Consider the following 26,064-nt stretch of genomic DNA (forward strand, 5'->3'; position numbering starts at 1 on the left):
GGAGCCCACCCCATGGACGGCAAGAACAAGAACGACGACTTCGAAATCACGCCCAAGCTGGTGTTCGACCTGAACCTGGCGCTGTACCTGGACCTGGTGGCCGCGCTCGAAGGCGCCGGCGCCATCACCTACCGCCAGATGGCAGCCCGGGTGCTCAACATCAGCATGGACGCCCGCGCCGACGGAGAAGCCGGGTTGTCGACGGTGCTGGAAGGCGTCGCCAAGGGCTTCGCGGGCCAGGGCGATGGACTGTCGATCGAGTTGCTGAAGGCCGCGCGCGGACTGCGGGAGGATGACGCGATGGGCGACATCCCGATGCGGCCGGCCGACTGAGCCCCAGCTACTTGTAGTCGAGCGTGAAGGTGGCCGTGCCGTCGGCGCGCCCCGGCGTCACCTTGTCGCCGGTCTGGAAATAGCGCGCGGTATAGGGCAACACATAGGAGCCGTCCATCGACGGCCCCACCAACGCCTCTTCGCCAAATTTCACCGGCACGGTCTTGTCGTTCACCACCTGGATGCCCACGCCGGTCGCGGTGCTGGTACCGGCCTGCGTGATCTTCAGCACACCCTGTTCGTTCGACGGGTCCGGTGTCGCATCCATGCGCAGGTAAACGGTGTTCTGCGCGTTCTGCCCCGCCTTGCAGTTGAGCTTGATGTTGAACTTGCGATCGCCCGTGGTGGTGCCCCTGCCCTTGAAGTTGTTCTGCGGCACCTTGCCGAATTCCACCAGAATGTTGCGCGAGCCCAGGTCCACCGAGCACGAGGGCGTGATGATGGTGATGCCTTCGCCCAGCAGGTTCGTCGTGAGCACCGACTTGCTGTCTGCCACGCTGTAGTACTGGGTGTAGGTTCCCTGCGCGAGCGGACCGTTTCCCGTGACGGGCGCGATCTTGAACAGCTCGACCTGAAAGCGCGACGCTGCGTTGAAATCGCCGAAGTCTGTCGTGGTCGAGCGGTCGTGCGGATAGTAGTTGACCTCGGTGTCGCTGAAATACCGCGACAGGCGGATGCCCACGCCAGGCACCGCGGTGGTGAACACCTGGTTGTAGCCCGGCACCGCGGTGCCCTGCAGCATCACGCCCTTCACATTGCCCCCTCCCGTGCAGGTCCATGGCTTGTTGGTTGTGCCGGTGAGAGGCAGCGGGAAGAGCTGGCTCTTGAACATGGTGCCTACCGCGGCGTCGTTCGGAATGATGACGCGGCCCATCGCCATGTTGACCGTCTTCTCGATGTAGCCCGGCGTGACGGTGCACGCCGCCCACGCGCCCTGCGCACCGAGCAACAGCACGAGGGCCGGCACGGCGAAGCGCACGGAACGGCGGAATGGATGGCTGCGGTTCATTCCGCTCCCTTCGGTTGCACATCGACCAGCGCAGCAGCCGCGGCGCATTGGCCGTTCAACTCGCGGATCGGCGGCGGGTTCTTTTCATCGGGCAGGCTGTAGGGCACGATGCATTGGTCGGCCTTGTCCTGGCCCCAGCGCACGGTCAACTGGCCGCTGCTGCCCGCGCCGGTCACGAAGGCCTGGCCATCGGGGCCGACGATGCCGACCTCCTGGCCCGCCTCGTTCTCGATCTTCGAGCCGAGCGGCAGCATGCGGCCCTTGCGGTCGGTGAGCACCATCAGCAGGCGGAAGCCCACCGAGGTCTCGAACTTCGCGACCACCACGGCACCGCGGGTGGGCACCACCTCGGTGGCGGCGTTCTTCACTTCCACCGTATCGCCCAGGTCGCCGGTGCGGATGGCCAGGCGGTTCAGGCGGTAGGGCGTGAGATTGGGAATGATCGCGTTGCCGGCCCAATCGGTCGCCACGCCGGGCTGCGACTCGAAGCCCACCCCGGAGGCCTTGGGCGCCTGCACCAGCGCCACGGTCTCGCCCAGCGGCTGCGACATCGTGACGCCGCCACCGTGGATCAGCACACCGCCCGACACGCCGAAGGTGCTCTGGCCGTAGCCGCTGCCCTGCGAGTGGCCGACGTCGAAGCGGCCCACGGACGACAGGTAGCTCGCGCTCGCACTGCCGCTGCTGCCGCCGCCCTGGTTCGCGGCGCCGGCTGTCACGTTGTAGGTGAGGCGGCTGTCGTCGAAGGCCGAACCGTAGACGCTGGCCTGCTGGTTCACGCGGCCGGTGCTGTCGCGGGTGACCGCGTACTGTGCGCTGGCGCGGGTATCGCCGAGCGGAATGCTCAGCGTGAACATCACCTGCCGCACAGCAGGCCGGTTCAGGCTGGTGGTGTAGTTGTAGAAGACGCTGTAGCCGAACTGCTTGTAGTTGCCCGAGTAGCCCAGCTGCACCAGCCGGTCCTTCGCACTGGTGCCCCAGTAGCTCTGCTGGCGTGCGGACGCGAACACCGTGCCCAGGTCGCCGACCTGCTGCGAGACTTCGAAGCGCACTTCGTTGCGACGGCTGTTGAACGACTCGAAGGGCCGCAGGTCCTGCATCTGCACCGCTTCCTGGAAGGTGCGATAGCCACTGGTCGAGTAGCGGTAGCCCGCCACGCGGAAATTGGTGCCCGAGGTGAGGAAGGCCTTCGAGTAGAGGAATCGCACCGACTGGCCGTCGTAGGTCTTCTGGCCGTTGATCGGCGTGCGATCGGTAGTGCGTGCGCTCGACAGGTCGACCGACACCGCGCCGAAATCGCGCAGGTTCTTGCCCACGCCAGCGAGCAACGACTGGTACATGTTGGCCATCAGGAGGCCGCCGTAGATCGAAAACTCGTTGCCCAGCCCGCGTGCCAGCGTCGCCTGCATGAAGACCGGCTGCGAAAGCGACGACCGGACGCCCAGCACGCTGCCGCCGTCGAAGCCGTTGCGGTACTTGCCGACAGTGGCCGAATAGCGCCAGGTGCCTTCCCGCAGCAGCGTGGGCACGGCCGAGAAGGCCTGGGTGTACTTGGTCTGCCGGCCGTCGGCTTCGGCGATGGTCACCTCGAGGTCGCCGCTCGATGAGGTGGGATACAGGTCGTCGATCACGAACGGCCCCGGCGCCACGAAGGTGCTGTAGATCACATAGCCGTTCTGCCGCACAGTGACGCGCGCATTGGTCTGCGCCACGCCGCGGATGGTGGGTGCGTAGCCCTGCTGGCTGTCGGGCAGCATTGCGTCGTCGGACGAGAGCTGCACGCCGCGAAACGGCAGGCTGTCGAAGAAGTTGCCCGGCGTGTTGCCGTCGCCGATCAAGAGGCGCCCATTGATCGATGCGATGTCGCGCTGCATGTAGGTGTTGATGCCCTGCCAGCGGCTCTTGCCGTCGATGCCGCGGTTGTAGGTCGAGAAATGGCGGAAGCGCCAGTCGCCGTAGTTGAAGCCGGCGCGCAAACCCGCGAACAGGGTGTTGCGCTGCAAGGTCCTGTCGCGCTCGGCGAAGGGGTTGCCGTCGAACACGTTCTGCGGCGGCGCGAAGGGGTTCGTGTCGTTCCGGTACTTGTTGCCGCTGTAGCGCGCGAAGTTGAGCTGGTAGTCCAGCATGCCGGCGGTGATGCCCTTGTCCCATTTCTCGGGACCGACTGCGCCGCGCGCCGAACGCTTGAGGGCCGCCTGCGGAATGCTCACGAACAGGCGCTGCTTGCCGGCGTCGTAGGTCACGGCTGCATCGGGAATGACCTTGTTCAGCTCGATACAGGCCTCGTCCGCAGCGCCCGCGAGATCCGGGAACACCGCCACGTTGACGCCCCACGCGTCGAGCATGCCGCGCGTGAGGCAGGGCTCGGCATCGCTTTTTCCGTCCTTGGCGGCGAAGCGGATCTCGGTCTGTCCCGCGCCACGCTCGTTGAGCGACACGTCGACCATGTACTTGCCCGCCACCACGCGGTTGCCGAAGGAAAAGAGCGAGAGGTCGGCATGCGGCTGGTCGCCGCCGATGCCGAGGAATTCCTCGTTGAAGCTGGAGCCGGCCAACTGCTGTGGTTTCTCCTGCGCATGGCCGGGTGCGCCGAGCGCGCCCAGCAGGGCGGCGCACAGGGTCAGCCGGAACGGCGCGCGAAGGGCAGGTGAGCGGCACATGGCGATTCGTCTCTCGCGTCTCAGCGCTTGGCGCCGTCGGCGGAAGGCGCAGGCGGCGGAACCAGCTCGGCCTTCACGGCCACGGGTTCGGCCCCCGAGGGAACCTGCACGCGCTCTTCGGGCGTCTCACCGCCGTAGTCGTTGAGCGTGGTGTAGTTGACCTGGATCGCCTGCGGCGCCTTCACCGCGGTCAGCGGATAGCTCGTCTCGCCGAACGGCGGCACCATGTCGGCGTTGATCAGTTGCTGGCCGCTGTTGATGTTCAGTGCGGTGAAGGTCACGTGATAGGGCGTCGGGTTGCCGACCTTCAGCACGGCGCCCTGCCCTTCGGCGCCCGCGCTCACCGCCCACTTGAGCTGGCCGCGCGATTCATCGGACTTGCCCACGAGCTTCGAGGGCCGATAGAACAGCTTGATGCGGCTGCGCACCGCGATCTGGAGCACGTTCTCTTCCTTCGACTTCTCGGGAATTTCCTTGACGTTGAGCCAGAACACCGACTCGCGGTCGGTCGGCAGATCGCCCTGCACACGCATGATGCGCAGGATGTTTTCCATGCCCGGGTCCAACCGCGACAGCGGCGGCGTGACCAGCAGCGGGGTCTTGTTCTTGCCTTCGCCGGCGTCGATCCACGACTGGACCACGTAGGGCGAGGTGCCGGTGTTCTTTACCGGAATGGAGGCTTCGCGGTCCTTCTCGCCGAGGATCACGCGGGTGCCGCCGAGCATCACGCCCGCGCCGGCCAGCCCCTGGAGGCCCAGCATCAGCAGGATGGCGAAAACCCAGCGGAAGCGATGGTTGCTGCACATAAAAAAGAATCCTTGGGCGCGGGTAAGACGCATGGAACACGCGCGCCCCAGCACGGCGATGCGCATCGAGGCACCGTCGGAAAAAAGGCGAAAAAAAGAGAAATGCCGGCGCCGGGGGGACGCGGAAGTCCGGCCGCGGCGCAGGCATGGGCGGCATCGCCGGCCAGCCAAAGCGGCTATGCGCTCCGACTGGCCGCGGCAATGCCGCAGGCGCTACTTACTTGTAGGCAACCGTGAATTGCGCGACCGAGTTGGCCGGGCCGACCGTGACGGCCGTCTTGGTCGCCACGTAGGCGGCCTGGAACTTCAGCGAGTTGTCGCCCAGACCCAGGGTGTAGACGCCGGACGGCGAGCCGAGCGGGATCTTGGTCGCAGCGGAGTCGCCCAGTTCGATCGCCACGCCCGAAGCCGCGCCCACGCCGACCTGGCCGGCATTGGCCACGCGCAGGTTGGTGGCGTCGTCGAGGTCGGCGGTGCCCGAGAAGGTCACGGTCGCGCCCTTGGCGGTGGCGCCGCAGCCCAGCAGGTCGATGTTGAACTTGGCGGGGGTGGCCTTCTTGCCGACCAGCGCGGTGCCGGCGGTCGGGCCGTCGAACGCGGTGCGCGAGACCTTGCCGAGCGGCACGGTCAGGTTCTGGCTGTTGGGCGAGATCGAGCAAGGCGCGTCGACGATTTCACCGGTGAAATTGATCGTGCCGTCAGCGGCGAAAGCGCCTTGCGACAACACGCCGGCCACAGCCAGCGATGCGAACTTAACGAGTACAGACTTTTGCATTTTGCGTTCCCTGAGGAGATAAATAACTGAATTGCAACCTGCCATATGCAGGGCAGGCCGCAGTCTAGTTATCCGATGACGCAAGATAAACAGCTGTTATCGTCAGTTCACCGTAGTTAACAGTTGCATTGAGCTATTCGTGACATACACACGAATGTTAACGGTCCGACTCTAATCTTTAGCAACTTGCAGAACCAGCTTGCCGAAGTTCTCGCCGCTGAACAGCCGGTTGAGTGCTTCCGGAAAGGTGTCGATTCCCGAAACGACGTCTTCTTTGCTCTTCATGCGTCCATCTTTCAGGTATCCGGCGAGTTCTGCGATCGCGATGTGGTACCGGTCGGCATAGTCGAACACCACGATGCCCTCCATCCGCGCCCGGTTCACCAGGAGGCTCAGGTAGTTCTTCGGGCCGGCGCCCGGCATGCTGTTGGCGTTGTTGTACTGGCTGATCGCGCCGCAGATGATCACCCGGGCCTTGCGCGCGAGCCGCGCCAGCACCGCATCGAGGATCTCGCCGCCGACGTTGTCGAAGTAGATGTCCACGCCCTTCGGGCAATGCGTCTTGAGGCCTTCGCGCACCGCGCCGGCGCCGGCCTTGTAGTCGATGCAGGCGTCGAAGCCCAGCTCCTTGACCACCCAGTCGCACTTGGCGGCACCGCCGGCGATGCCGACCACGCGGCAGCCCTTGATCTTGGCGAGCTGCCCCACCGTCTGCCCCACTGCACCGGCCGCGCCGGAGATGACGACCGTTTCACCCGCTTTGGGCTGTCCGACGTCCATCAGGCCGAAGTAGCCGGTCATGCCCGGCATGCCCAGCACGTTGAGCCACTGGGTGATCGTGCCCACGCGCAGGTCGATCTTGACCAGCCCGTTGCGCTTGATCTGGTCTTCGGGGATCAGGATGTATTCCTGCACGCCCAGCGTGCCGTAGACGGTATCGCCGACCGCGAACTGCGGGTTCTTCGAAGCGATGACGCGGCCGACCCCGCCGGCGCGCATCACCTCGTCGATGGCCACGGGCGCGATGTAGCTCTTGGCGTCGTTGAGCCAGCCGCGCATCGCGGGATCGAGCGACAGCGACAGCGTCTTGACCAGCACCCCGCCCTCGGCCGGCTCGCCGACCGGCTCGGTGGTGAACTTCCAGTTCTCGCGGGTGGCCGTGCCTTCGGGGCGTTTGGCGAGGCGGACCTGGTGGTTGGTGAGTGAGCTGCTCATGGTGTCTCCTTGATTGACGGGCGCGCCGGACGCGGCTGACATGGGTTGGAGGCGCATCGTAGCCGTGCCCATCACGCCCGCTGGTAGCGCAGGCGACAGGGTCGACACCGGGGAAAAACTCAGAACCGCACGACGATCTGCAGGCCCGGATTCGCGTTCCGCACGGTCAACGAGCCCCCATGCGCTTCGGCGACCAGCCGGCACAGGTACATGCCCAGGCCGACGCCGCCGGTGGCCCGCGCCCGCGCGCCGTCGGTGCGATAGAACGGCTCGGTCAGCCGCCCGAGCTGCGCTTCGTCGACGCCCGGGCCGAAGTCGCGCACCTCGAGTTCCGCGCCCTGCACCTGGCCGTCCACCACCGCGCGCAGCGACACGCAGGGCGGCCGGGGTGCCTCGGTGCTGTAACGCATGGCGTTGTCCAGCAGGTTGCGCACCAGGAGGCGGACGCGCATCCGGTCGATCGAATGCGGCGGCAGGCCTTCGGCCAGGTCGAGGTGTACGTTCTCGGCACCGGGCATCTCGGCCACGGTCTGGCGCACGAGCACGGCGAGGTCGACCGGCTCGCGCTGCAGTGCCGCATGCGGACTCGCCAGGCGCTCGCTTTCGAGCAGGTCGCTGATCAGGTCGCGCATCTCGTTGAGATCGCGCAGCAGCGCCTCGCGCTCGGCCTGGCCTTCGGGCGTGGCAGGCAGCAGCTCGGCGTTGAGCCGCGCGCGCGTGAGCGGTGAGCGCAGCTCGTGGCTCAGCGCCAGCAGCAGACCGCGCTTGGCATCGAGCATGGCCTGGATGTCGTCGGCCATGGTGTTGATGCGCTGCGCGAGGTCGCCCAGGTCGTCGTTGCGGCGCACCGGGATCGGCTCGGTGAATTCGCCACGGCCAAAGCGCTGCGCACCTTCGCGGATGTCGATCAGCGGTCGCAGCAGCCGACTCACATAGGCATAACCCAGCAACACGCACGACAGCAGCAGGCCCAGCGTGGCCCAGCCGGTCGCGCGCGGCGCGAGCTGCCAGAGCTTGGGTGCCCAGCCGAAGATCACGCGGTGGCCGTCAGCCGTCGGACGGATGAACCACTTGTCGCCGCCGAACATGTCTTCGCGGTCGTGCATCCAGCCGCCGGGACTGCTTGATCCGCCCGGGTTGGAATCCCAGTTGACCGTCGGGCCGACGATGCGGATGGTGATCGGCAGCCGGGCGACCAGCGCCTCTGCGCGCGTCACGTCGGGCGGCGTGCCGATTTCGGCGACGAGGCGGTCGGCATAGTCCACCAGCATCGGCTTGGCCGCCTCGGCCCAGCCGGTGGAAAAGGCCTTCTTCATGCCGCCCATGAAGACGCCCGCCATCACCAGCGCGAGCAGCACGAACATCATCACGAGACGGATGCGCAGCGAGCGGCGCCAGCGGCGCTTGCCCTGCACTTTTTCGTGCCACTGGGCATGCCACTGCTTGCGCATTTCCGCGCGGCGGCAGGCCATTTCCCGCCACGCCTCGCGGTGGTCTCTTCCGCGAATCCTCATGCAGGCTCGCTGCGTGCGACGGCCAGCGCGTAGCCGGCATTGCGCAGCGTCTTGATGCAGTCCAGCGGCTCCAGCTTCTTGCGCAGGCGGCTCACCACGATGTCGACCGCGCGGGTGTAGAGCTCGGCCTCGTGGCCGCGCAGGCGATTGAGGATGTCGTCCCGGCTGAAGACCTTGCCGGGCTCGGCCGCCAGCAGTGCGAGCAGTTCGAACTCGGTGCCGGTGAGCTCGACGCGGTCGCCATGGCGCAGCACCTGGCGCCGGTCGAGATCGATGACAAGGCCATCGAACACGCGCAGCTGCGTGCCGCTGTTGCCATGCCCGTTCGCCACCGCCGGCGTGCTGCGCTGGCGCCGCAGGATGGTCTGCACCCGCGCCACCAGCTCGCGCGGCTCGAAGGGCTTGGGCACGTAGTCGTCGGCGCCCAGCTCGAGGCCCACCACGCGGTCCATCACCTCGCCGCGCGCGGTGAGCATCACGATGGGGATGTCGCTCTCCTTGCGGATCTCGCGGCACAACGCAAAGCCGTCCATCTCGGGCAGCATCACATCGAGGATGGCGGCGTCGTACTGGCCGGCACGCAGCTTGGCGAGGCCTTCGCTCGGGCGCACGGCGCTCTCGAGCGTGCAACCGAAGCGGGCGAAATAGGTGGTCAGCGGCGCGGCGAGGTGTTCGTCGTCGTCGATCAGCAGGATGCGCGGCATGGCGGGATTGTGCCTCCTGGCAAACATGTGGCGAATGACTTCGCTGGCCATCAGACCGGTCGGCATCGCACCGCCACAGTCAGGCCCGTCACGAGCACTGCGAGCAGCAGCGCGTGATAGGCAACATCGGGCACCGTGTGCGGACCGATGCCGAGCACGATGGTGAGAAGGCCGACCAGCGTACCGACGAGCGCGAAGCCCTGGCCGAAGATCGCGGCGCGGCGCGCATGTTCGGGACGCAGCCAGGTCTCCACCGAAGCCAGCACCAGCACGGTGGCGATCACAGCCTCGGCGATGCGGGCCTGCGGATGGGCGTAGCCCGGCACGAGCAGGCCGGCGTGCACCGTCGATGCGACGCCGAGCGCGAGCGCCTCGGCCAGCATCCAGGCGCGCGCGGCCTGCGGGCGCAGCACGGGGGCCGTGGGGTTCGCCATCACCATGGATCGGCGCGGCCGATGCGGCCCAGGTGCGTGAGGCCGAAGCCCGAGGCGTACTTCAGGCCGTAGCCGAGTGCGCGGTCGAAGCCGATGTGGGTCAGCCAGATCAGCGCGCCGGCCACGGCCCACGGCATCGCCGCGAGCACGCCGAGCACGAGCAGCGCGACAGGGCCGATGTACGAGTGCGCCGCGTTGTAGAGCGCCGCGCCCGTGCGCGGGCCCGCGAGGTAGCCGAGCAGCGACAGGTCGGGCACGAGCAGCCAGAGCGCGAACACGCCCCAGCCGAGTCCGAACTGCGTGTAGGCGGCCAGTGCAGCGGCCAGCACGAAGGCACCTTCGAGCCGCAGCAGGGTGCGCACGCCGCCCACGACGACTTGTTCGCGAGACACCGTGGAACCGGCTTCGCCGGGCCACAGGTGTCGCCCCCTGGAAGAGGGTTGGCGTAGCGGCACGAAGTGCGCGAAGCCTGGGGGTGAGTCAAGCTCAGCCATGACGGCTCCAGCGACGGCCGCCCCGGTCCATGAAGTCGCGGACCTTCTGTTGTTGGGCGGCGTTCAGGCTGTCGAAGAAGTCCGCGGCGGCGGCAATGACTTCGGGGCTGCCGTTGCGTACCGCGGTGGTCTTCTCGTCGATGAGCCGCGTGGCACCGGCCTGGTCGAGCTTGTTGCCCGCGAACAGCGCCTTGAACTGCGAACGCGGATCGCCCGAGCCACCCGCGCCGCGCAACGCTTCGCGCTGCGCCTGCAGTTTCTCGGCCAGCACGGTGAGCTTTTGCTTTTGCGCGGTGTCGAGTTCGAGCTTGCTGCCCACACGCTCGACCATCTTGGTGCGGAACTCGGCGCTGTCGCCGCCCCAGCCGTGGCGTTGTCCTGCACAGCCGGCGATGCTGCCAGCCACCATCGCCGCGCCGGCGAAACCGAAGAGAGTGCGCTTGATCCAGTGTTTCATGAGACGTCCTTGTGTTGTCGGAAGAAGAGGAAGCTCGATGGTGCGATTCGTGCGCTCCGAAGTCCTCTCACCGCGGTTTCGGCGTGTTTCGTTTTATTGCGACGGGTGAGGCAACAACGCGGCCGAGGTTGCTCAGAGCTTGCTGCTGTTGTTGCGCACGGCTTCGGCGCGTGCATCGACGGGGTTCTGCATCGTCGAGATGACCTTGCTGTTCACGCGCGAGCCCGAGGTCACGTTCTGGTCGGGAGCGGCGGCGGTGCGCACGGCTTCGGCCACGACGCGGGCGCGTTCGGTCGAGACCGCCACGGTTTCAGGGCCGCGCGAGCCGCGCACGATGTTCTGATTGGGTGCCGATGCGGTGCGCACGGCTTCCGCGCTGACCTCGGCACGGCTCATGGCCGACACGGCGGGCTGCACGCCCTGGTAGCTCTCGGCCTTGGCGCCTGCTGCGGCCAGCATGGCGAACGAGCCGACGGTGATGATCTGGGTCAGGGAGAGGGACTTCATGATGCAGGCCTTTCAGGGTGTGTTGAGGAGCCCTGATCGTGCTTGCAGAGGTGCAGCAAGTCCTTTCGCCGCGGTTTCGGCGTGTTTCGTTTTATTGCGACGCTATTGCTTTCGCAGTAACCGAAGCAATGCGGCCAGCGCGGCGCAGGGCGCAAGCAGTGCCCAGAAGCCTGCATGCGCATAACCCAGCCCACCAGCCAGTGAGCCCGCCGCGAACGCTGCGATCGGCGGCCAGGCCTTGCGCACACGCCCCGCGGCCGCGTCTGCAGCGGGTGCACGCGCGGCCATGTCGACGAGGTCCATCACGAGCTGCGTGACGTTGCCGGTCATCACCGTGCTTGGCGTCAGCCGCGCGAAGACGCTGCGCGCGGCGGTGTTCTGGATCGACATGGTCAGCACGCCCACCAGGCCGACCGCGATGGCCGATGCGCCGTTGCCGCTCACGAAAGGGCCGGCCCACACGCCAGCCACCATGAAGGCCACGAGAAAGAGCAACTGCGTGGCCATCAGCGGCACCGCGGTGTCGAGACCGCGGCGCTCGCGCCGCAACTGGAACATTCGCGTGGCGGCCACGCCGATCACGAACATCGGCAGGGCCAGCAGCTTGCCGACCACGCCCGAATGCGCGCCGCCGGCAATCGCCGCACCGATCAGCACGAAGTTGCCGGTGACGTGCGCAGTGAAGAGCCCGAACAGCGCCACGAAACCGAGGGTGTCGACGAAGCCGCCCGTGAAGGCGAGCAGCATGCCGAGCCACGCACCGCCAGGCGGGTTTTCGGCGGCGAGCGCCGGTGCAGGGGTTGCGGGCGTGGCGTTCGTCATTCCCGCAGCCGCCCGCCTCGCATCAGCCCGCGAGGGCTGTGGCCGGGTCGTCGGACTCCAGGATGCCCTTGGCCCACGCTTCGAGCTTGCTGGTGTCGGCGCGCAGCACTTCCTGCTTGACGGCGAGGATGCGCGACGGGTGCATCGAGAAGCTGCGCAGGCCCAGGCCGAGCAGCAGGCGGGTGAAGGCCACGTCGCCCGCCATTTCGCCGCACACGGCCACGCCCTTGCCCTGGCGGCGGCACTCGGCGATGGTGTCGGCCACCAGCTTCAGCACCGCGGGATGCGCGGGATCGTAGAGGTGCGCGACCGACTCGTCGGCGCGGTCGATGGCCAGCGTGTACTGGATCAGGTCGTTGGTGCCGATCGACAGGAAATCGAAGTGCTTGAGAAAGGTCTTGAGCGTGAGCGCGGCAGCCGGGATCTCGATCATCGCGCCGAGCTTCACGGCGCCATGCACGGCGCCGCGGTTGTCCAGCTCGGTGCGCGCAAAGTCGATCAGCGAGAGCGTCTGGCGGATCTCGCTCGCATGCGCGAGCATGGGGATCAGCAGATGGATCTCGCCGTGCGCCGCGGCACGCAGGATGGCGCGCAACTGCGTGAGGAACATCGCCGGATCGGCCAGGCTCCAGCGAATGGCGCGCAGGCCGAGCGCGGGGTTCAGATGCTCCTGCTTGCTGCCCGATTTATTCTCCAGCTGCTTGTCGGCGCCCACGTCGATGGTGCGGATCGTGACCGGCATGCCCTGCATGCCCTCGACCGCGCGCTTGTAGGCCTGGTACTGCTCTTCCTCGTCGGGCAAGCGCGTCTGGCGCGCCGACGACTCGCGGCCCATGAAGAGGAATTCGCTGCGGAACAGGCCCACGCCCACCGCGCCCGCCTTGACGGCGCCCACGGTGTCCTCGGGCATCTCGATGTTCGCGAGCAGTTCGACGCGCTGGCCGTCGAGCGTGACCGCTGGCTTGTGACGCAGCCGCGCGAGCCGGCCGCGTTCGAGGTCGCCCTGGCGCTGCTTGAAGCCGTACTCGGCCAGGATGATCGGCGAGGGGTCGATGATCATCACGCCGGCGTCGCCGTCGATGATGACCCAGTCGTCCTGGCGCACCAGCTGGCTCGCCGTGCGCGCGCCCACGATGGCCGGGATGTCCATGCTGCGCGCGACGATCGCGGTGTGCGAGGTGCGCCCGCCCACGTCGGTCACGAAGCCGGCGAACACGCTCTTCTTGAACTGGAGCATGTCGGCCGGCGAGAGGTCGTGCGCGATCAGCACCAGCGGCACGTCGATGCCGTCGCCCGCCGTGGGGTCGTCGTCATCGTCGTGGGTGGCGGCGCGCTTGCGGCGCGGCGGACTGGGCGCAAGCACCGCGGCCGTGCCCTTCATTCGGTGCAGGAGGCGCTCGACCACCTGCTCGAGGTCGGCCTTGCGCTCGCGCAGGTACTCGTCCTCCATCTCGTCGAACTGGCGCGCGATGATCTCCAGCTGCGTGGTCAGCGCCCATTCGGCGTTGTAGAGCCGGTCGGTGATCCAGTGCTTGACGCCGCCGGTGAGGGCCTCGTCCTGCAGCAGCATCTGGTGCACCTCGAGCAGCGCAGCGAGCTCGTGCGGTGCGTCGTTCGGGCCCATCTGCGCGACGCTGGTCTGCAGCTTGGCGAGCTCGTCGGCGACGGCATTGCGCGCAGTGCGCACGCGGTCGATCTCGGTCTCGATTTCCTCGGGCTTGATGAAGTAGTGGGCGACGTCGATGCGGCTCGACACCACCAGCACCGCACGGCCGATGGCAATGCCACGGGCGACAGGGAGGCCGTGGACTGCGAAGGTCATGGCGCTGCCCTTATTCGCCTTCGCCGAACTTGTCGTCCATCAATTGGACGATGGCGTTCATCGCTTCTTCTTCCTGCTGGCCGTTGGTCTCGAGCTCGACAGTGGAGCCCAGGCCGGCGGCCAGCATCATGACGCCCATGATGCTCTTGGCATTGATGCGGCGGTCGCCGCGCGAGAGCCACACCTCGCAGGGATAGCTGCCTGCGAGCTTGGTCAGCTTGGCCGATGCGCGTGCGTGCAGGCCCAGCTTATTGCTGATGGTCACGGATTTCTTGATCACTGTGCTTTCTTTTTGCCTGGTTCTGGGGAGCCGCTACCGCCACCTGCATGACGCCCGCGGTGCCGCCCGCGATGGCGCGCTGCACGAGCGTGTCGAGCGGTTCGTGGCGGTAGGTCACGGCGCGCAGCAGCATCGGCAGATTGACGCCGGCCACCAGCCGGGAGCGGACGCCGTCCACCAGCTTCTGCGCCACGTTGCAAGGCGTGGCGCCGAACACATCGGCCAGCACCAGCACCTGCGAACGCGGGGCGTGCAGTTGCTGCGCGAGCGTGATGCGGGCGGCGGCCAGCGTTTCCTCGGGCGACACATTGGGCAGCACGTCGAGTGCGACGACGGCCTGCTCGCAGTCGGGAAACACATGCAGCGCGCACTGCCGCAGCGCCTGCGCGAACGGTGAGTGGGCAATGATGAGGATGCTGTTCATGCGGCTCGGAGGACGACGCGTCGATTATGCGGGGACGCCCAGTGGAAGTAGAGATACGACACAACGCGGCAGCCCCGGAAATGGGACAACGCAGCACGAAACTGCCGCCACCTTCGCAGCTATAGGAACCATAGCAAGCAACGACGATGTGGCCGAGGGTACGCCGCTCATGGAAGGCGCAGGCCCTCGAAGAAGGTCTTCGACGCCTCGGGCGCGGACGGCTTGCCGAGCACGGTCGCCTGGTAAAGCGCCACGGTGCCGTTTTTCTGCGATTGGGCGAACCAGAGCACCTGAACGGGCGAGGCGCCCGGCTGGACCCCTTGCGCATCGAGCCGCGCTGGCGCGGGCACTGCGGTCGCGCGCTGCAGGGCCGCCGGGGCTTCCGCCACCTTCGCATTGCCCAGCTGGCCGCGCGTGGCCGCGCGCCAGGCGTTGAGCCAGGCCTCGGCCTGTTCCGGGCTGGCGGCGGAAGCATGGGCAATGGCGAAAGTCGCGCCACCGGTCTCGCAGCCGGCCATGTCGACCTGCACGGATTCGGCGCCCAGCGGCAACGCGCGGTTCGCGCGATCGGGCTTGCAGGGCAGGAGCGCGACAAGGCCCGCATCGGCGATATGCACCTCGCGCCAGTTGAAGGTGGGGCTGCAGGCGACAAGAAAGGCGGCTGTGGCTGTCAGCGCAAACCAGGGGCGAGGGGCGAACGACGGCATGGGGGAGCGATTATCGAGCCGGCCCGGGCACACGCCAGCACGATCCCGCGGGCGGAACTAAAATCGCGCCGCCCTTCTCTCTCCGCTGCCATGAAAAAATACATCGCTGCCGCCGCCGTCGCTCTTGCATTGGCCGTTGGCGTGGGCGTGTACCTCGGCTCCGGCAACACGGCGGCTCCGGCCTCCACCTTCGTGCTGCTGGACGGCAGCCAGAAGACCACCGCCGACCTGAAGGGCAAGGTCACCCTGGTCAACTTCTGGGCCACGAGCTGCGTGACCTGCGTCGGCGAGATGCCCAAGGTCATCGCGACCTACGACAAGTACAAGTCCAGGGGCTACGACACGCTGGCGGTGGCCATGAGCTACGACCCGCCGAGCTACGTCGTCAACTTCGCCGAAACCCGCAAGCTGCCGTTCAAGGTGGCGATCGACAACACCGGCAGCGTGGCGCAAGCCTGGGGCGACGTGAAGCTCACGCCAACCACCTACCTGGTCAACAAGCAGGGCGAAATCGTGAAGCGCTACGTCGGGGAGCCGGACTTCGCCGAGCTGCACAAGCTCATCGAGAAGCTGCTCGCCGAGGCTTGAAGCTTCTTCACCCCAATAAAAAAGGCGCTACCCGGTAGCGCCTTTTGTTTTTTGCAGCCGCTCTTACTGGTTGCGGAAGCTGTCGTGGCAAGCCTTGCAGCTTGCGCCGGTCGGGCCGAACTGGGCCTTCAGCGAGTCGATGTTGCCGGCCTTGGCGGCAACCACCAGCTTGCCGGTTTCCTCGATCAGCTTCTGCTGGCGTTCCTTGAACTTGGCGTCTTCCTTCCAGACTTCGGGCTTGGCCTTGCCGCCCTCGGTGCCGGCGCCGAAGCCCGCCCAGGGCAGCTTCGCCATGTCGGCCACGACTTCGGCGTTGGCTGCGGCAGCCGCTGCATCGTAGGGAACGCGGCCGTTGGCCATGGCACCGAGGCGGCCGAAATGCTGGCTCATCACGAACAGCGCACTCTGGCGGTACTTGATGGCGTCCTCGGGCTTGGCGAACTGGGCCGCGGCAGGCAGGGACATCGCAGCGCAGACGGCTGCAAGGGCGAACGAGGCAAGTCGGGTCATCGTGGGTCCTTGTGTGGATGGGCAACGCAGCAGAACGCGGCGCTGCGGCCGAGTGTAGGGGCAGGCCATGTCGGGCGCATAGCAACAACCCGAAGCAGCCCTGCGCCCGGACTTTGCTAATCTGCGCCTTCCGCAGCCTCGCGCATCCGCGCCCCCCATCGATGACCGACACCTCCGTGGCCGCCCTCCAGGCGACCGCCAGCACCGCGACCTCCACGCGAGTCTGGGACCTGCCGACGCGTCTTTTCCACTGGGCGCTGGCCGTCGCCGTGATCGGCCTGATCGGAACCGGCCTCAGCGGCATCATGGAATGGCACTTCCGCCTCGGGTACACGGTGCTCGCGCTGCTGCTGTTCCGGCTGCTCTGGGGCTTCGTGGGTGGGCGCTGGTCGCGCTTCGCGGCGTTCATCTATGCGCCGGGGTCGGTCATCAACTACCTGCGCGGGCGGGCACATCCGGACCACCTGATCGGGCACACGCCGCTGGGGGCGCTTTCAGTGTTCGCGGTGCTGGCGATCCTAGCGTTCCAGGTCGCCACCGGGCTGATGGCCGATGACGAGATCTCCGCCTCCGGGCCGCTCACCCGCTTCGTCTCGGGTGCGGTGGTGAGCTTCGCCACCGGCTGGCACAAGGCGCAGGGCAAGTGGATCGTGATCACGCTCGTCAGCCTGCATGTGCTGGCCGTGCTGTTCTATGTGCTGGTCAGGCGGCATCGCCTTGTGCGGCCGATGGTGTCAGGCGACAAGCTCGTATCGGGCACGAGCGGCGAGGTCGCGGAGAGCCGCGACGATGCGGCTTCGCGCGGGCTGGCCCTGGTGCTGTTCGCGCTGTGCGCGGGCGTGGCGTACTGGGTGGCGTCGCTGCGCGTATGAGTTCTTCGGTTTCGCGCCCCCTGCCGCTGGCGGACACGCCGGTCGTCATACTGCTCACGCCCGATGAAGCTCACGAGATCGACGCCGCGCGCGCGATCTTCCGCGACTATGCCGCCTCGCTGAACATCGACCTGGATTTCCAGGATTTCGACAGCGAACTGGCCGACCTGCCGGGCGAATACGCCGAACCGCGCGGCATGCTGCTGCTGGCACTCGTGGATCCGGCGAACATCAAGGAAGAAACCGGCCGGCTGGCTCCGATGCTGCGGCGCGCCGACGGCTCGCTCGCGCACGTGGCGGGCTGCTGCGCCCTGCGCCCGCTCGACAGCGCGGACTACGCGAATGCAGCGGAAATGAAGCGGCTTTTCGTGCGCCCCGGCTTCCGGGGCCTCGGCCTCGGCCGGCAACTCGCCGAGGCGATCCTCGACGCGGCACGCGCCGCCGGCTACGGCTGCGTGCTGCTCGATACGCTCGACGACATGGAATCGGCGCGGGCACTCTACGAAGACCTGGGCTTCGAGGAAGTGCCGCCCTACTATCACAACCCCATCGCGGGGGCTCACTACCTCAAGGCAGATCTCTGAACGAAGGGTCGCTCAGCCGCGGGCTTGCGCCAGCAGCGTGTCCGCGTCGCTGACTTCGAACTTGCCGGGTGCCTCGACATTGAGCGTCGCGACCTTGCCGTCCTTCACGAGCATCGAATAGCGGTTGCTGCGCAGGCCCATGCCACGCCCCGTCAGATCGAGCGTGAGGCCGGTGGCCTTGGCGAAATCGGCGCTGCCGTCGGCCAGCATGCGCACCTTGGCGCCGGTCTTCTGGTCGCGCGCCCAGGCGCCCATCACGAAGGCATCGTTCACGCTCACGCACCAGATCTCGTCCACGCCGGCGGCCTTGAAGTCGTCGAAGTGCTGCACATAGCCCGGCACATGCTTGGCCGAACAGGTGGGCGTGAAGGCGCCCGGCAGTGCGAACAGCGCAATGGTCTTGCCAGCCGAAGCCTTGGCCACGTCCACGGCGTTCGGGCCGATGCTGCAGCCTTCGCCCTCGACTTCGGAATATTCCTGCAGGGTTGCCGAAGGAAGGGTGTCACCGACTTTGATCATTGAATGCTCCTGAAAAAGAAAAACGGCCCACATTGTGGGCCGTTTCCGGTTGAGTCGTTGGACTCGAAGATCAGACCAGCACGGCCTTCTCGACCAAGCGGGTCACGACCCAGTTCTTGGTCTTCGAGATCGGACGGCTTTCCGTGATCTCGATGGTGTCGCCCAGCTTGTACTCGCCCTTTTCGTCATGGGCGTGGTACTTGCTCGTCTTGGCCACGATCTTGCCGTAGAGCTCGTGCTTCACACGGCGCTCGACCAGCACGGTCACGGTCTTGGCACGCTTGTCGCTGACCACCTTGCCGATCAAGGTGCGCTTGAGGGATTTTTTAGCTTCCGTCATGTTCACTCCTTACTTGGCGGCTTGGGTTTCTTGCTGCTTCTGCGCAAGAATGGTCTTGGCGCGCGCGATGTCGCGGCGCGTCACGCGCAGCGTCGAGGTGTTCGACAACTGTTGCGTGGCTTTCTGCATGCGCAGACCGAAATGGGCCTTCTGCAGGTCCTTGATTTCGGCTTCGAGGCCTGCGACGTCCTTCGTGCGAAGGGCTGCAGCCTTGGTGACCTTGGCCGGAGCCGCGGTTTCTTTTTTCTTACGTGTTGCCATGGATGTTCTCCTCTCAGGCGCCGAGCTGGCGAGCGACGAACGTCGTGCGCAGCGGAAGCTTGGCGGCGGCCAGACGGAACGCTTCGCGGGCGAGTTCTTCGGGCACGCCGACGATCTCGAACACGATCTTGCCAGGCTGGATTTCAGCGACGTAGTACTCGGGGTTGCCCTTACCGTTACCCATCCGCACTTCGGCGGGCTTGGTCGAGATCGGCTTGTCCGGGAACACGCGGATCCAGATACGGCCACCGCGCTTCACGTGACGCGAGATCGCGCGACGAGCGGCTTCGATCTGGCGCGCCGTGAGGCGGCCGCGGTCGGTGCATTTGAGACCGAAGTCACCGAACGCAACCGAGTTACCCGTGGTTGCGATGCCGGTGTTGCGGCCCTTTTGTTCCTTGCGGAACTTTCTGCGTGCAGGTTGCAGCATTTTTGTTACTCCGTAGTTCTAAGACCAATTACTCGGTCTTGGCACCGTCAGCTGCTGCAGCTGGCGCGGCTTTGCGGACGCGCTTAACGGCGGGTTTCGAGTCTGCACCGGCACCGCCGGTTGCTTCGGCGGGCTTGTCGCTGCCATCGGCCGGAGCGGTGTTGCCACCGATCGGGCCGCGGGCGCCGGCACGGGGGCCGGGACCACGACGATCCGAACCCGGACGGTCGCCACCCGGGCGGCCATCGCGGCGCGGACCACGCGGACGACGTTCTTCTTCAGGACGCGGCGTTTCGACGGCCGGCAGGTCGTTACGACCCAGCGTGTCACCCTTGTAGACCCAGACCTTGACGCCGATGACGCCGTAGGTGGTCTTGGCTTCCGAGGTGCCGTAGTCGATGTCGGCGCGCAGGGTGTGAAGCGGCACGCGGCCTTCGCGGTACCACTCGGTACGCGCGATTTCGATGCCGTTCAGGCGGCCAGCCGACATGATCTTGATGCCCAGGGCACCCAGACGCATGGCGTTCTGCATGGCACGCTTCATGGCTCGGCGGAACATGATCCGCTTTTCGAGCTGCTGCGTGATGCTGTCGGCGATCAGTTGGGCATCGATTTCGGGCTTGCGCACTTCTTCGATGTTCACTGCCACCGGCACGCCGAGCTGCTTGCCCAGTTCGCGCTTGAGGTTCTCGATGTCTTCGCCCTTCTTGCCGATCACGACGCCCGGACGTGCCGAGTAGATCGTGATGCGTGCGTTCTTGGCGGGACGCTCGATCATGACGCGCGAGACCGAAGCGTTCTTCAGCTTCTTCTTCAGGTATTCGCGAACCTTGATGTCTTCGGCCAGCATGCCCGCGAAATCGCGGTCGCTTGCGTACCAGCGGCTGGACCAGTTACGGGTGACCGCAAGGCGGAACCCGGTTGGGTGGATTTTCTGTCCCATATTTCTTCCAGGCCTTCTTAGTTGCCAACCGTCACGTACACATGGCACGTGGGCTTGCTGATGCGATTGCCGCGACCCTTGGCCCGCGCCGTGAAGCGCTTGAGCGTTGCACCTTGCTCGACGTAGATGGTCTTGACCTTCAGCTCGTCGATGTCGGCACCGTCGTTGTGCTCGGCGTTGGCAATTGCCGACTCGAGCACCTTCTTGATGATCACAGCGGCCTTCTTCTGCGTGAACTGCAGAACGTTGAGCGCTTGATCGACCTTCTTGCCGCGGATGAGGTCCGCGACCAGACGGCCCTTGTCGACCGAGAGGCGGACACCGCGGAGGACTGCACGTGTTTCAGACATGGTCGTTCCTTACTTCTTCTGGACTTTTTTGTCCGCGGGGTGCCCCTTGAACGTGCGCGTGAGCGCAAATTCGCCGAGCTTGTGGCCGACCATCTGGTCGGTGATGTACACAGGCACGTGTTGCTTGCCGTTGTGCACGGCGATGGTCAGACCGATGAACTCGGGCAGAACCATCGAACGACGCGACCAGGTCTTGATCGGCTTCTTGTCCTTGGTCGTCACGGCCTTGTCGGCCTTGGCCACGAGGTGGTGGTCGACGAAAGGACCCTTTTTGAGAGAGCGAGTCATGGGCTATCCCTTACTTCTTGCGACGCGACACGATGAAGACCTGCGTGCGCTTGTTGTTACGGGTGCGATAGCCCTTGGTCAGGTTGCCCCATGGGTCGACAGGGTGGCGGCCTTCGCCAGTCTTGCCTTCGCCACCACCGTGCGGGTGGTCGACCGGGTTCATCACCACACCGCGAACGGTCGGGCGAATACCCATGTGACGCTTCACACCGGCCTTGCCGAGTTGGCGCAGGCTGTGCTCTTCGTTGGCCACTTCGCCGATGGTTGCGCGGCATTCGATGTGGATGCGACGCACCTCACCCGAACGCATGCGGACCTGGGCGTAGACGCCTTCACGAGCCAGCAGCGTGGCCGACGTGCCGGCCGAACGTGCGATCTGCGCGCCCTTGCCGGGTTGCAGTTCGATGCAGTGGATCGTCGAGCCGACCGGGATGTTGCGGATCGGCAGGGTGTTGCCGGCGCGGATCGGAGCTTCGGCGCCCGACAGCAGCGTTGCACCAGCTTCCAGACCGCGCGGGGCGATGATGTAGCGGCGCTCGCCGTCGGCGTAGCAGACCAGAGCGATGTGGGCGGTACGGTTCGGGTCGTACTCGATGCGTTCGACCTTGGCCGGGATGCCGTCCTTGTTGCGCACGAAGTCGACAACGCGGTAGTGGTGCTTGGCACCGCCGCCACGATGACGGATCGTGATGTGACCGTTGTTGTTACGGCCGGCCTTCTGGAACTGGGGTTCCAGCAGGGGAGCGTGAGGAGCACCCTTGTACAGGTGGTCACGCGAAATCTTCACCGCGCCGCGTTGGCCCGGCGAAGTGGGTTTCATCTTGATGACGGCCATGATTAAGCGCCTTCCCCGACGAGGTTGAGCTCTTGACCCGGCTTGAGCGTCACATAAGCCTTGCGAACGTTGTCGCGGCGGCCGATGGACTTGCCAAAGCGCTTGGTCTTGCCCTTGGTGTTGAGCACCGACACGCCCTGGACTTCGACCTTGAACATCAGTTCGACAGCGGCCTTGATCTCGGGCTTGGTGGCGTCTTGCAGCACCTTGAAAGTGACAGCGTTCGACTTCTCGCCGACCATCGTTGCCTTTTCGGAAACGATCGGGGCGACCAGCACCGCCATCAGGCGGCCTTCTTCGAACGTACGTTCAGCGGCGGTAGGGTTCACGCGGCTCATGCGAACATCTCCTTGAGCTTGTCGACGGCACCCTTGGTGACCAGCACCTTCTTGTAGTGAACCAGCGACACCGGATCGGCGTAACGGGGTTCGACCACGAGGATGTTGACCAGATTGCGCGAGGCAAGGTACAGGTTTTCGTCGACTTCTTCGGCGATCACGAGCACGGACTCGAGATTCATTGCCTTGAAACGGGCTGCCAGCGGCTTCGTCTTGGGCGAATCCACGGTCAGCGAATCCACCACGGCCAGACGGCCTTCGCGAGCGAGCTGCGAGAAGATGGCGGCCATGCCGGCGCGGTACATCTTCTTGTTGATCTTCTGCGAGAAGTTTTCGTCAGGCATGTTCGGGAAAATCCGGCCACCCCCGCGCCACAGCGGCGAGGACGTCATACCGGCACGGGCGCGGCCCGTTCCCTTTTGCTTGAAAGGCTTCTTGGTCGAGTGCTTGACCTGTTCGCGGTCCTTCTGGGCGCGCGTGCCTTGGCGGGCGTTGGCCTGGAATGCAACGACGATCTGGTGGACCAGGTCTTCGTTGTAGTCACGGCCGAACACGGTCTCGGGGGCGTCGTACTTCGACGCGGCCTGGCCTTGTTCGTTCAGGAGTTCGAGTTGCATTACTTCGCTCCTTCAGCCGCTTGCGGCTTGGCCTTGATGGCGGGACGCACGGTGACGAAGCCACCCTTCGAACCCGGGATCGCGCCCTTGATGAGCAGCAGTTGACGCGCTTCGTCGATGCGGAACACGTCGAGGTTTTGCGTGGTCTTGGTCACATCGCCGAGATGACCCGTCATGCGCTTGCCGGGGAACACGCGACCGGGGTCTTGTGCCATACCGATCGAGCCGGGAACGTTGTGCGAACGGCTGTTACCGTGCGACGCGCGTTGCGAGCTCATGTTGTGGCGCTTGATCGTGCCAGCGTAGCCCTTACCGATGGAGGTGCCTTGCACGTCCACCTTCTGGCCCACGGAGAACACGCTGCCAGCCGTGATCACGCCGCCAGCCTTGTGCTGACCTGCGGTTTCTGCGGTGACGCGGAATTCCTGGATGATTTCACCAGCTTCGACACCCGCCTTGGCGAGGTGGCCGGCTTCGGGCTTGGTCACGCGCGATGCTTTGCGCGAACCGAACGTCACCTGCAGGGCGACGTAGCCATCGGTCTCTTGGGACTTGATCTGGGTCACACGGTTGTTGGACACATCCACCACCGTGACAGGAACTGCGTCCCCGTCATCGGTGAAGAGACGCATCATCCCCACCTTGCGGCCCAGCAACCCGAGGGAGTTGCTCAGACTCATTTGTTTTCTCCAAAAATGGAAGCTCCCTTCGCCGCTGCCACTTCAATTGGCGACAGCGTTTGGCTGGTTCCCACTAAGGGTTTCCGGCCTGCGGAAGGAGGTTGATAAATCTCTGCTCGAACTGCACCCCTACGGACGCACCAAGGGCAGAGCCAGCGATTATAGCCCGCGATGCGGGCGCCGTGCAAGCGGTGTTGCGGGCTGGATCTTCAGGGGCAATTTGCCCCTTTCTTGCCCGTTTTTTCTGCCTACTTGGCAGGCATCGTGATGATGTTTTCCCCGTCCGGCGTGGACTTCAGTTCGCCGGAGGACTTCAGGACTGGCGCCGCAGTACCGGTCTGGATAGGGATCGAAATGGCGCTCATGGCGCCCTTGTGCGTGATGAAGACGTTGAGGTAGGCGAGCCCTTCTTGTTCACTCACCACGGTGACAGTTGCGGACGTGCGCCCGGCCATCGGCAGCGCCAGCGTGTCGCTGCCCGACACCTTCAGGCCTGCATCGGCTGTAAAGCGCACTGTCGCGCCCTCCGGGTCGGTCACACCGCCGAACTCCAACACCACGGGGGTACCGCGCCCCACTTGTGGCACAGCGTCGAGCCGGAACCGCAGCGTCACGCCGGCGTCGTTTGGCTTGCGCGCTGCGGTTGTCATGGGCGCCTCACGATGTGAAGTGGACTTGGCATGACGCGCACCCGGCACGCCGTCGGCCATGGCCGGCACCGACAATGCGGCCGCAGCAAGCCAGGCCAGGGAAACCATCGAACGTGATCGGATGCTCATGACGGCCTTTCCTACTGAATGGTGACGTTGAAGCATGTCGATGCCCCGGAATTATTGAGATCTTTGACAGCCAGAACGTAGTCCCCCACACCCAGGCTGACCTTGCTGCCCGATCGAGCGACCAAGCCGCCCCGGAAGATGTCGAAATCGGGGTTGGCCCCTATGGGACCGCCGTTGACCGTGAACTGGTAGTCGCGATTGGCGGGCGCAGTGAATCGAAGGTAGGCAAAGCTGCCGAGCTTGTTGTTGTCGCCCTCGACGTTGGAGACGCAGGCCTGGGTCGGCGCGCCGCCCACGGTTGCCGTTCGGTACATCGGCTGCACCACGTTCGGGACCGTCGGCGATCCGCCGTTGTTCGTCTCGGTGTCGCCATAGGGGTCATTGGCCGTCGTGCTGATGTTCTGGCCGGAAAGGAGGCCAGCCAGTACGGAAGCACTGCCGGGCGCGGTCGTGTTGAACGCCGCGGTGAAGGGATGGATCGACGAGACAGGTGCACCGCTCCTGAAAAGGATGCCCGTCAACGCGTCGTGGATGGGCTTGAAACCGACCTGCTGGTTCAGATTCCAGAAGATCGCCTGGATCGAGCCTTCCCGGTACCACCCCGGATTGGTCGCCGGCCCCACCGAAAGATTCACGTTGCCGCCCCTTGATTGCTGGGCCCCCTTTGAATCCACATAGTTGCTCCGCCCGAGGGCAATGCCCGACCAGCCATTGCCCCATCCCTCGGAAAACGCGAGCCGCCGATCCACCCGATCATCCAGAGAGTGGTCCCCGCCGGGCGAGTCGTCGCGGCTGAAGGCCGACTGGTAGTAATGGCCCCATTCATGGGCAATCACAGGTGCATCGAACTCATCGGTGTCCACATTCTCACGGCCGAGCACGTAGATCTCTCGCCCCGTGCTCCGGTTGATGAAGAAGGTACTGCCAATGTCCCCGGCCGCCACACTCCCGCCGGCCGGCTTGTTGTTGGGACTCCAGAACACGCGCAGCACCGGGAACGCCGTCGTCGGCGCCACCGACAACACCTTCTGCATCGCCGTGTAGACCGTGTCGAGCACGGCAAACGGTGCAGCCACGCGTTGGCTCGTGTAGCTCGAGCCCCCCCATCCTGTGTCGGCGCGCAGATCACGCGTCAGCGCGGTGGCGCCAGACGAAAACGCCGATGACTGCATGGAGTACAGGGCATTGCCCTGAGTGTTGTCGCGAACGCTCACATCCCAATTCGGGAAGGCGCCAGTGCGCGTCAGTTGCGCCCTCACGCGCACGACGATCGTCGTGTTCGCCGGCACGGCAACCGAGTACGCCCCACTGTCATCGGTGGTCGTCACGGCGAGCTGCGCAGAAGAAGTTGCATCGAGCACTTCCAGCATCGCACCGCGCACCGGCTTGACGGAGGTCTCGGAATAGACAAGAGGCCCATTCGTATTCGGAACGGATTCATAGGTGGCCTTGCCGGTCAGAGCGACCGAATTGCCAGGCGGAAGGATCGGAAACCCGCCACCGCCGCCTCCACCCCCACCACCGCCGCAGCCCGCCAGCAGTACAGCGGCAACACACGCCGCACCCAACGCAAAAGAGAACTTATGACTCATAGCTGTGCTGCCCTCGTTTCAGCCGCGGCCGATGCTTGAAAGATTTACCGGTGCGAGAGGATGCCATAGCCACACCCTGAAAAACAAAGCCCGCCTGCATTTCTGCAGGCGGGCTTCGTCAAAACGCGACGCTGGGAGCTCTTACTGCTTACTGCAGCTTGATCTCGACGTCCACGCCGGCCGGCAGGTCGAGCTTCATCAGCGCGTCCACGGTCTTGTCGGTCGGGTCGACGATGTCCATCAGGCGCTGATGCGTGCGGATCTCGAGCTGGTCGCGCGACGTCTTGTTGACGTGCGGCGAACGCAGGATGTCGAAACGCTTCATGCGGGTCGGCAGGGGCACGGGGCCCTTGACGATCGCGCCGGTGCGCTTGGCGGTGTCAACGATTTCGGCAGCCGATTGGTCGATCAGCTTGTAGTCGAACGCCTTCAGGCGGATGCGGATTTTTTGCTTGGTAGCCATGATGTTTCCTTTGCGTCCGGCTTAGATGTCGAGGATCTTTGCCACGACGCCCGAACCCACGGTACGGCCGCCTTCACGGATGGCGAAGCGCAGGCCTTCTTCCATCGCGATC

General features: G+C 65.6%; 35 protein-coding genes and 1 pseudogene. 4 read left to right on the top strand and 32 right to left on the bottom strand.

Going from position 1 to position 26,064, the window contains the following annotated elements; genetic code table 11:
• The first annotated feature begins 12 nt into the window (after nucleotides 1–12).
• Entirely contained in the window at nucleotides 13–333 is a 321-nt protein-coding gene (locus J2W23_RS30110; RefSeq protein WP_176661975.1) for a hypothetical protein, read from the top strand.
• A 7-nt stretch (nucleotides 334–340) separates the two neighbouring features.
• Here J2W23_RS30110 and J2W23_RS30115 read toward each other — a convergent pair whose 3' ends face one another.
• The 16 genes from J2W23_RS30115 to J2W23_RS30190 form a co-directional block, all read right to left on the bottom strand.
• Entirely contained in the window at nucleotides 341–1,342 is a 1,002-nt protein-coding gene (locus J2W23_RS30115) for a fimbrial protein (RefSeq protein ID WP_176661976.1), read from the bottom strand.
• Complete coding sequence (locus J2W23_RS30120) at nucleotides 1,339–4,002, bottom strand: fimbria/pilus outer membrane usher protein (RefSeq protein WP_307651346.1); 2,664 nt, start codon at nucleotides 4,000–4,002, stop codon at nucleotides 1,339–1,341. Before J2W23_RS30120 ends, J2W23_RS30115 begins: the two co-directional genes overlap by 4 nt.
• Nucleotides 4,003–4,022: 20 nt before the next feature.
• Nucleotides 4,023–4,808 carry a fimbrial biogenesis chaperone gene (locus J2W23_RS30125; RefSeq protein ID WP_307651347.1) on the bottom strand — a complete coding sequence of 262 codons (786 nt, stop codon included), beginning with the start codon at nucleotides 4,806–4,808 and terminating at the stop codon, nucleotides 4,023–4,025.
• Between the two features lie 217 nt (nucleotides 4,809–5,025).
• The gene (locus J2W23_RS30130) at nucleotides 5,026–5,583 is read right to left on the bottom strand and encodes a fimbrial protein (RefSeq protein ID WP_176661979.1); all 558 of its coding nucleotides are present in this window, start codon (nucleotides 5,581–5,583) and stop codon (nucleotides 5,026–5,028) included.
• Nucleotides 5,584–5,754: 171 nt separating this feature from the next.
• Nucleotides 5,755–6,798: an NADP-dependent oxidoreductase gene (locus J2W23_RS30135; RefSeq protein WP_176661980.1), complete on the bottom strand. Its 1,044-nt coding sequence runs from the start codon at nucleotides 6,796–6,798 to the stop codon at nucleotides 5,755–5,757.
• Between the two features lie 119 nt (nucleotides 6,799–6,917).
• A complete protein-coding gene (locus J2W23_RS30140) occupies nucleotides 6,918–8,270 on the bottom strand; it encodes a HAMP domain-containing sensor histidine kinase (RefSeq protein WP_307651348.1) in 1,353 nt (450 codons plus the stop codon).
• 38 nt (nucleotides 8,271–8,308) lie between these two features.
• Nucleotides 8,309–9,016, bottom strand: coding sequence for a response regulator transcription factor (locus tag J2W23_RS30145; protein ID WP_176661982.1), 708 nt, complete (start codon nucleotides 9,014–9,016; stop codon nucleotides 8,309–8,311).
• Nucleotides 9,017–9,066: 50 nt separating this feature from the next.
• On the bottom strand, nucleotides 9,067–9,450 hold the full coding sequence (locus J2W23_RS30150; RefSeq protein WP_307651349.1) for a hypothetical protein: 384 nt from the start codon (nucleotides 9,448–9,450) through the stop codon (nucleotides 9,067–9,069).
• Nucleotides 9,450–9,842, bottom strand: coding sequence for a DUF4260 domain-containing protein (locus J2W23_RS30155; RefSeq protein ID WP_307651350.1), 393 nt, complete (start codon nucleotides 9,840–9,842; stop codon nucleotides 9,450–9,452). Before J2W23_RS30155 ends, J2W23_RS30150 begins: the two co-directional genes overlap by 1 nt.
• A 94-nt stretch (nucleotides 9,843–9,936) precedes the next feature.
• The gene (locus tag J2W23_RS30160) at nucleotides 9,937–10,401 is read right to left on the bottom strand and encodes a Spy/CpxP family protein refolding chaperone (RefSeq protein WP_176661985.1); all 465 of its coding nucleotides are present in this window, start codon (nucleotides 10,399–10,401) and stop codon (nucleotides 9,937–9,939) included.
• Between the two features lie 132 nt (nucleotides 10,402–10,533).
• Entirely contained in the window at nucleotides 10,534–10,908 is a 375-nt protein-coding gene (locus J2W23_RS30165) for a DUF4148 domain-containing protein (RefSeq protein ID WP_307651351.1), read from the bottom strand.
• Nucleotides 10,909–11,010: 102 nt separating this feature from the next.
• The gene (locus J2W23_RS30170) at nucleotides 11,011–11,730 is read right to left on the bottom strand and encodes a YoaK family protein (protein WP_307651352.1); all 720 of its coding nucleotides are present in this window, start codon (nucleotides 11,728–11,730) and stop codon (nucleotides 11,011–11,013) included.
• 22 nt (nucleotides 11,731–11,752) lie between these two features.
• Nucleotides 11,753–13,552 carry a phosphoenolpyruvate--protein phosphotransferase gene (gene ptsP / locus J2W23_RS30175; protein ID WP_307651353.1) on the bottom strand — a complete coding sequence of 600 codons (1,800 nt, stop codon included), beginning with the start codon at nucleotides 13,550–13,552 and terminating at the stop codon, nucleotides 11,753–11,755.
• Between the two features lie 10 nt (nucleotides 13,553–13,562).
• A complete protein-coding gene (locus tag J2W23_RS30180; protein WP_013543930.1) occupies nucleotides 13,563–13,832 on the bottom strand; it encodes an HPr family phosphocarrier protein in 270 nt (89 codons plus the stop codon).
• The gene (locus J2W23_RS30185; protein WP_176661988.1) at nucleotides 13,801–14,256 is read right to left on the bottom strand and encodes a PTS sugar transporter subunit IIA; all 456 of its coding nucleotides are present in this window, start codon (nucleotides 14,254–14,256) and stop codon (nucleotides 13,801–13,803) included. Before J2W23_RS30185 ends, J2W23_RS30180 begins: the two co-directional genes overlap by 32 nt.
• Before the next feature lie 167 nt (nucleotides 14,257–14,423).
• Complete coding sequence (locus J2W23_RS30190) at nucleotides 14,424–14,963, bottom strand: hypothetical protein (RefSeq protein WP_307651354.1); 540 nt, start codon at nucleotides 14,961–14,963, stop codon at nucleotides 14,424–14,426.
• A 90-nt stretch (nucleotides 14,964–15,053) separates the two neighbouring features.
• Between J2W23_RS30190 and J2W23_RS30195 the strand changes: the two genes are divergently transcribed.
• Entirely contained in the window at nucleotides 15,054–15,551 is a 498-nt protein-coding gene (locus J2W23_RS30195; protein WP_307651355.1) for a TlpA family protein disulfide reductase, read from the top strand.
• Between the two features lie 63 nt (nucleotides 15,552–15,614).
• On the opposite strand, the gene J2W23_RS30200 is transcribed toward J2W23_RS30195, so the two are convergent.
• Entirely contained in the window at nucleotides 15,615–16,061 is a 447-nt protein-coding gene (locus J2W23_RS30200; RefSeq protein ID WP_307651356.1) for a c-type cytochrome, read from the bottom strand.
• Between the two features lie 161 nt (nucleotides 16,062–16,222).
• On the opposite strand from J2W23_RS30200, the gene J2W23_RS30205 reads away from it, so the two are divergent.
• Nucleotides 16,223–16,933 (top strand): cytochrome b/b6 domain-containing protein, encoded by a 711-nt coding sequence (locus tag J2W23_RS30205; protein ID WP_176661991.1) that lies wholly within the window; start codon nucleotides 16,223–16,225, stop codon nucleotides 16,931–16,933.
• Entirely contained in the window at nucleotides 16,930–17,517 is a 588-nt protein-coding gene (locus J2W23_RS30210; RefSeq protein ID WP_307651357.1) for a GNAT family N-acetyltransferase, read from the top strand. The genes J2W23_RS30205 and J2W23_RS30210 overlap by 4 nt, the downstream gene beginning before the upstream one ends.
• 12 nt (nucleotides 17,518–17,529) lie before the next feature.
• Here the strand turns inward: J2W23_RS30210 and J2W23_RS30215 are convergent, their stop codons facing one another.
• The 15 genes and pseudogenes from J2W23_RS30215 to J2W23_RS30285 form a co-directional block, all read right to left on the bottom strand.
• A complete protein-coding gene (locus tag J2W23_RS30215; RefSeq protein WP_013543937.1) occupies nucleotides 17,530–18,036 on the bottom strand; it encodes a peroxiredoxin in 507 nt (168 codons plus the stop codon).
• A gap of 70 nt (nucleotides 18,037–18,106) precedes the next feature.
• Entirely contained in the window at nucleotides 18,107–18,376 is a 270-nt protein-coding gene (gene rpsQ, locus J2W23_RS30220) for a 30S ribosomal protein S17 (RefSeq protein WP_015867662.1), read from the bottom strand.
• Nucleotides 18,377–18,385: 9 nt separating this feature from the next.
• Entirely contained in the window at nucleotides 18,386–18,637 is a 252-nt protein-coding gene (rpmC, locus tag J2W23_RS30225) for a 50S ribosomal protein L29 (protein ID WP_176661993.1), read from the bottom strand.
• 13 nt (nucleotides 18,638–18,650) lie between these two features.
• A complete protein-coding gene (gene rplP, locus J2W23_RS30230; protein ID WP_007838137.1) occupies nucleotides 18,651–19,067 on the bottom strand; it encodes a 50S ribosomal protein L16 in 417 nt (138 codons plus the stop codon).
• Nucleotides 19,068–19,095: 28 nt separating this feature from the next.
• Entirely contained in the window at nucleotides 19,096–20,010 is a 915-nt protein-coding gene (rpsC, locus tag J2W23_RS30235) for a 30S ribosomal protein S3 (RefSeq protein WP_093057771.1), read from the bottom strand.
• A 17-nt stretch (nucleotides 20,011–20,027) separates the two neighbouring features.
• Nucleotides 20,028–20,360 (bottom strand): 50S ribosomal protein L22, encoded by a 333-nt coding sequence (rplV, locus tag J2W23_RS30240; protein ID WP_007838134.1) that lies wholly within the window; start codon nucleotides 20,358–20,360, stop codon nucleotides 20,028–20,030.
• Between the two features lie 9 nt (nucleotides 20,361–20,369).
• Entirely contained in the window at nucleotides 20,370–20,648 is a 279-nt protein-coding gene (rpsS, locus tag J2W23_RS30245; protein WP_007838132.1) for a 30S ribosomal protein S19, read from the bottom strand.
• 10 nt (nucleotides 20,649–20,658) lie between these two features.
• Nucleotides 20,659–21,483 (bottom strand): 50S ribosomal protein L2, encoded by an 825-nt coding sequence (rplB, locus tag J2W23_RS30250; protein ID WP_176661994.1) that lies wholly within the window; start codon nucleotides 21,481–21,483, stop codon nucleotides 20,659–20,661.
• A gap of 2 nt (nucleotides 21,484–21,485) precedes the next feature.
• A complete protein-coding gene (rplW, locus tag J2W23_RS30255) occupies nucleotides 21,486–21,821 on the bottom strand; it encodes a 50S ribosomal protein L23 (protein WP_007838129.1) in 336 nt (111 codons plus the stop codon).
• Nucleotides 21,818–22,438, bottom strand: coding sequence for a 50S ribosomal protein L4 (gene rplD / locus J2W23_RS30260; RefSeq protein WP_013543942.1), 621 nt, complete (start codon nucleotides 22,436–22,438; stop codon nucleotides 21,818–21,820). The genes rplW and rplD overlap by 4 nt, the downstream gene beginning before the upstream one ends.
• Nucleotides 22,438–23,118: a 50S ribosomal protein L3 gene (rplC, locus tag J2W23_RS30265; protein ID WP_176661995.1), complete on the bottom strand. Its 681-nt coding sequence runs from the start codon at nucleotides 23,116–23,118 to the stop codon at nucleotides 22,438–22,440. Before rplC ends, rplD begins: the two co-directional genes overlap by 1 nt.
• A gap of 248 nt (nucleotides 23,119–23,366) precedes the next feature.
• The gene (locus J2W23_RS30270) at nucleotides 23,367–23,897 is read right to left on the bottom strand and encodes a hypothetical protein (protein WP_307651358.1); all 531 of its coding nucleotides are present in this window, start codon (nucleotides 23,895–23,897) and stop codon (nucleotides 23,367–23,369) included.
• 11 nt (nucleotides 23,898–23,908) lie between these two features.
• Entirely contained in the window at nucleotides 23,909–25,489 is a 1,581-nt protein-coding gene (locus J2W23_RS30275) for a hypothetical protein (RefSeq protein WP_307651359.1), read from the bottom strand.
• Nucleotides 25,490–25,637: 148 nt separating this feature from the next.
• Nucleotides 25,638–25,952: a 30S ribosomal protein S10 gene (rpsJ, locus tag J2W23_RS30280; protein WP_007838118.1), complete on the bottom strand. Its 315-nt coding sequence runs from the start codon at nucleotides 25,950–25,952 to the stop codon at nucleotides 25,638–25,640.
• A gap of 21 nt (nucleotides 25,953–25,973) precedes the next feature.
• Nucleotides 25,974–26,064 (bottom strand): annotated as a pseudogene (locus tag J2W23_RS30285) (elongation factor Tu); the annotation flags it as partial.

The organism is Variovorax boronicumulans, assembly GCF_030812215.1.
In the GTDB taxonomy this organism is placed as follows: domain Bacteria; phylum Pseudomonadota; class Gammaproteobacteria; order Burkholderiales; family Burkholderiaceae_C; genus Variovorax; species Variovorax boronicumulans_C.

Coding starts and splice junctions, on each gene's coding strand:
- J2W23_RS30110 (WP_176661975.1), top strand. CDS start 13: ATGGACGGCAAGAACAAGAACGACGACTTCGAAATCACGCCCAAGCTG.
- J2W23_RS30115 (WP_176661976.1), bottom strand. CDS start 1,342: ATGAACCGCAGCCATCCATTCCGCCGTTCCGTGCGCTTCGCCGTGCCG.
- J2W23_RS30120 (WP_307651346.1), bottom strand. CDS start 4,002: ATGTGCCGCTCACCTGCCCTTCGCGCGCCGTTCCGGCTGACCCTGTGC.
- J2W23_RS30125 (WP_307651347.1), bottom strand. CDS start 4,808: ATGTGCAGCAACCATCGCTTCCGCTGGGTTTTCGCCATCCTGCTGATG.
- J2W23_RS30130 (WP_176661979.1), bottom strand. CDS start 5,583: ATGCAAAAGTCTGTACTCGTTAAGTTCGCATCGCTGGCTGTGGCCGGC.
- J2W23_RS30135 (WP_176661980.1), bottom strand. CDS start 6,798: ATGAGCAGCTCACTCACCAACCACCAGGTCCGCCTCGCCAAACGCCCC.
- J2W23_RS30140 (WP_307651348.1), bottom strand. CDS start 8,270: ATGGCCTGCCGCCGCGCGGAAATGCGCAAGCAGTGGCATGCCCAGTGG.
- J2W23_RS30145 (WP_176661982.1), bottom strand. CDS start 9,016: ATGCCGCGCATCCTGCTGATCGACGACGACGAACACCTCGCCGCGCCG.
- J2W23_RS30150 (WP_307651349.1), bottom strand. CDS start 9,450: ATGGCGAACCCCACGGCCCCCGTGCTGCGCCCGCAGGCCGCGCGCGCC.
- J2W23_RS30160 (WP_176661985.1), bottom strand. CDS start 10,401: ATGAAACACTGGATCAAGCGCACTCTCTTCGGTTTCGCCGGCGCGGCG.
- J2W23_RS30165 (WP_307651351.1), bottom strand. CDS start 10,908: ATGAAGTCCCTCTCCCTGACCCAGATCATCACCGTCGGCTCGTTCGCC.
- J2W23_RS30170 (WP_307651352.1), bottom strand. CDS start 11,730: ATGACGAACGCCACGCCCGCAACCCCTGCACCGGCGCTCGCCGCCGAA.
- ptsP (WP_307651353.1), bottom strand. CDS start 13,552: ATGACCTTCGCAGTCCACGGCCTCCCTGTCGCCCGTGGCATTGCCATC.
- J2W23_RS30185 (WP_176661988.1), bottom strand. CDS start 14,256: ATGAACAGCATCCTCATCATTGCCCACTCACCGTTCGCGCAGGCGCTG.
- J2W23_RS30190 (WP_307651354.1), bottom strand. CDS start 14,963: ATGCCGTCGTTCGCCCCTCGCCCCTGGTTTGCGCTGACAGCCACAGCC.
- J2W23_RS30195 (WP_307651355.1), top strand. CDS start 15,054: ATGAAAAAATACATCGCTGCCGCCGCCGTCGCTCTTGCATTGGCCGTT.
- J2W23_RS30200 (WP_307651356.1), bottom strand. CDS start 16,061: ATGACCCGACTTGCCTCGTTCGCCCTTGCAGCCGTCTGCGCTGCGATG.
- J2W23_RS30205 (WP_176661991.1), top strand. CDS start 16,223: ATGACCGACACCTCCGTGGCCGCCCTCCAGGCGACCGCCAGCACCGCG.
- J2W23_RS30210 (WP_307651357.1), top strand. CDS start 16,930: ATGAGTTCTTCGGTTTCGCGCCCCCTGCCGCTGGCGGACACGCCGGTC.
- J2W23_RS30215 (WP_013543937.1), bottom strand. CDS start 18,036: ATGATCAAAGTCGGTGACACCCTTCCTTCGGCAACCCTGCAGGAATAT.
- rpsQ (WP_015867662.1), bottom strand. CDS start 18,376: ATGACGGAAGCTAAAAAATCCCTCAAGCGCACCTTGATCGGCAAGGTG.
- rpmC (WP_176661993.1), bottom strand. CDS start 18,637: ATGGCAACACGTAAGAAAAAAGAAACCGCGGCTCCGGCCAAGGTCACC.
- rplP (WP_007838137.1), bottom strand. CDS start 19,067: ATGCTGCAACCTGCACGCAGAAAGTTCCGCAAGGAACAAAAGGGCCGC.
- rpsC (WP_093057771.1), bottom strand. CDS start 20,010: ATGGGACAGAAAATCCACCCAACCGGGTTCCGCCTTGCGGTCACCCGT.
- rplV (WP_007838134.1), bottom strand. CDS start 20,360: ATGTCTGAAACACGTGCAGTCCTCCGCGGTGTCCGCCTCTCGGTCGAC.
- rpsS (WP_007838132.1), bottom strand. CDS start 20,648: ATGACTCGCTCTCTCAAAAAGGGTCCTTTCGTCGACCACCACCTCGTG.
- rplB (WP_176661994.1), bottom strand. CDS start 21,483: ATGGCCGTCATCAAGATGAAACCCACTTCGCCGGGCCAACGCGGCGCG.
- rplW (WP_007838129.1), bottom strand. CDS start 21,821: ATGAGCCGCGTGAACCCTACCGCCGCTGAACGTACGTTCGAAGAAGGC.
- rplD (WP_013543942.1), bottom strand. CDS start 22,438: ATGCAACTCGAACTCCTGAACGAACAAGGCCAGGCCGCGTCGAAGTAC.
- rplC (WP_176661995.1), bottom strand. CDS start 23,118: ATGAGTCTGAGCAACTCCCTCGGGTTGCTGGGCCGCAAGGTGGGGATG.
- J2W23_RS30270 (WP_307651358.1), bottom strand. CDS start 23,897: ATGAGCATCCGATCACGTTCGATGGTTTCCCTGGCCTGGCTTGCTGCG.
- J2W23_RS30275 (WP_307651359.1), bottom strand. CDS start 25,489: ATGAGTCATAAGTTCTCTTTTGCGTTGGGTGCGGCGTGTGTTGCCGCT.
- rpsJ (WP_007838118.1), bottom strand. CDS start 25,952: ATGGCTACCAAGCAAAAAATCCGCATCCGCCTGAAGGCGTTCGACTAC.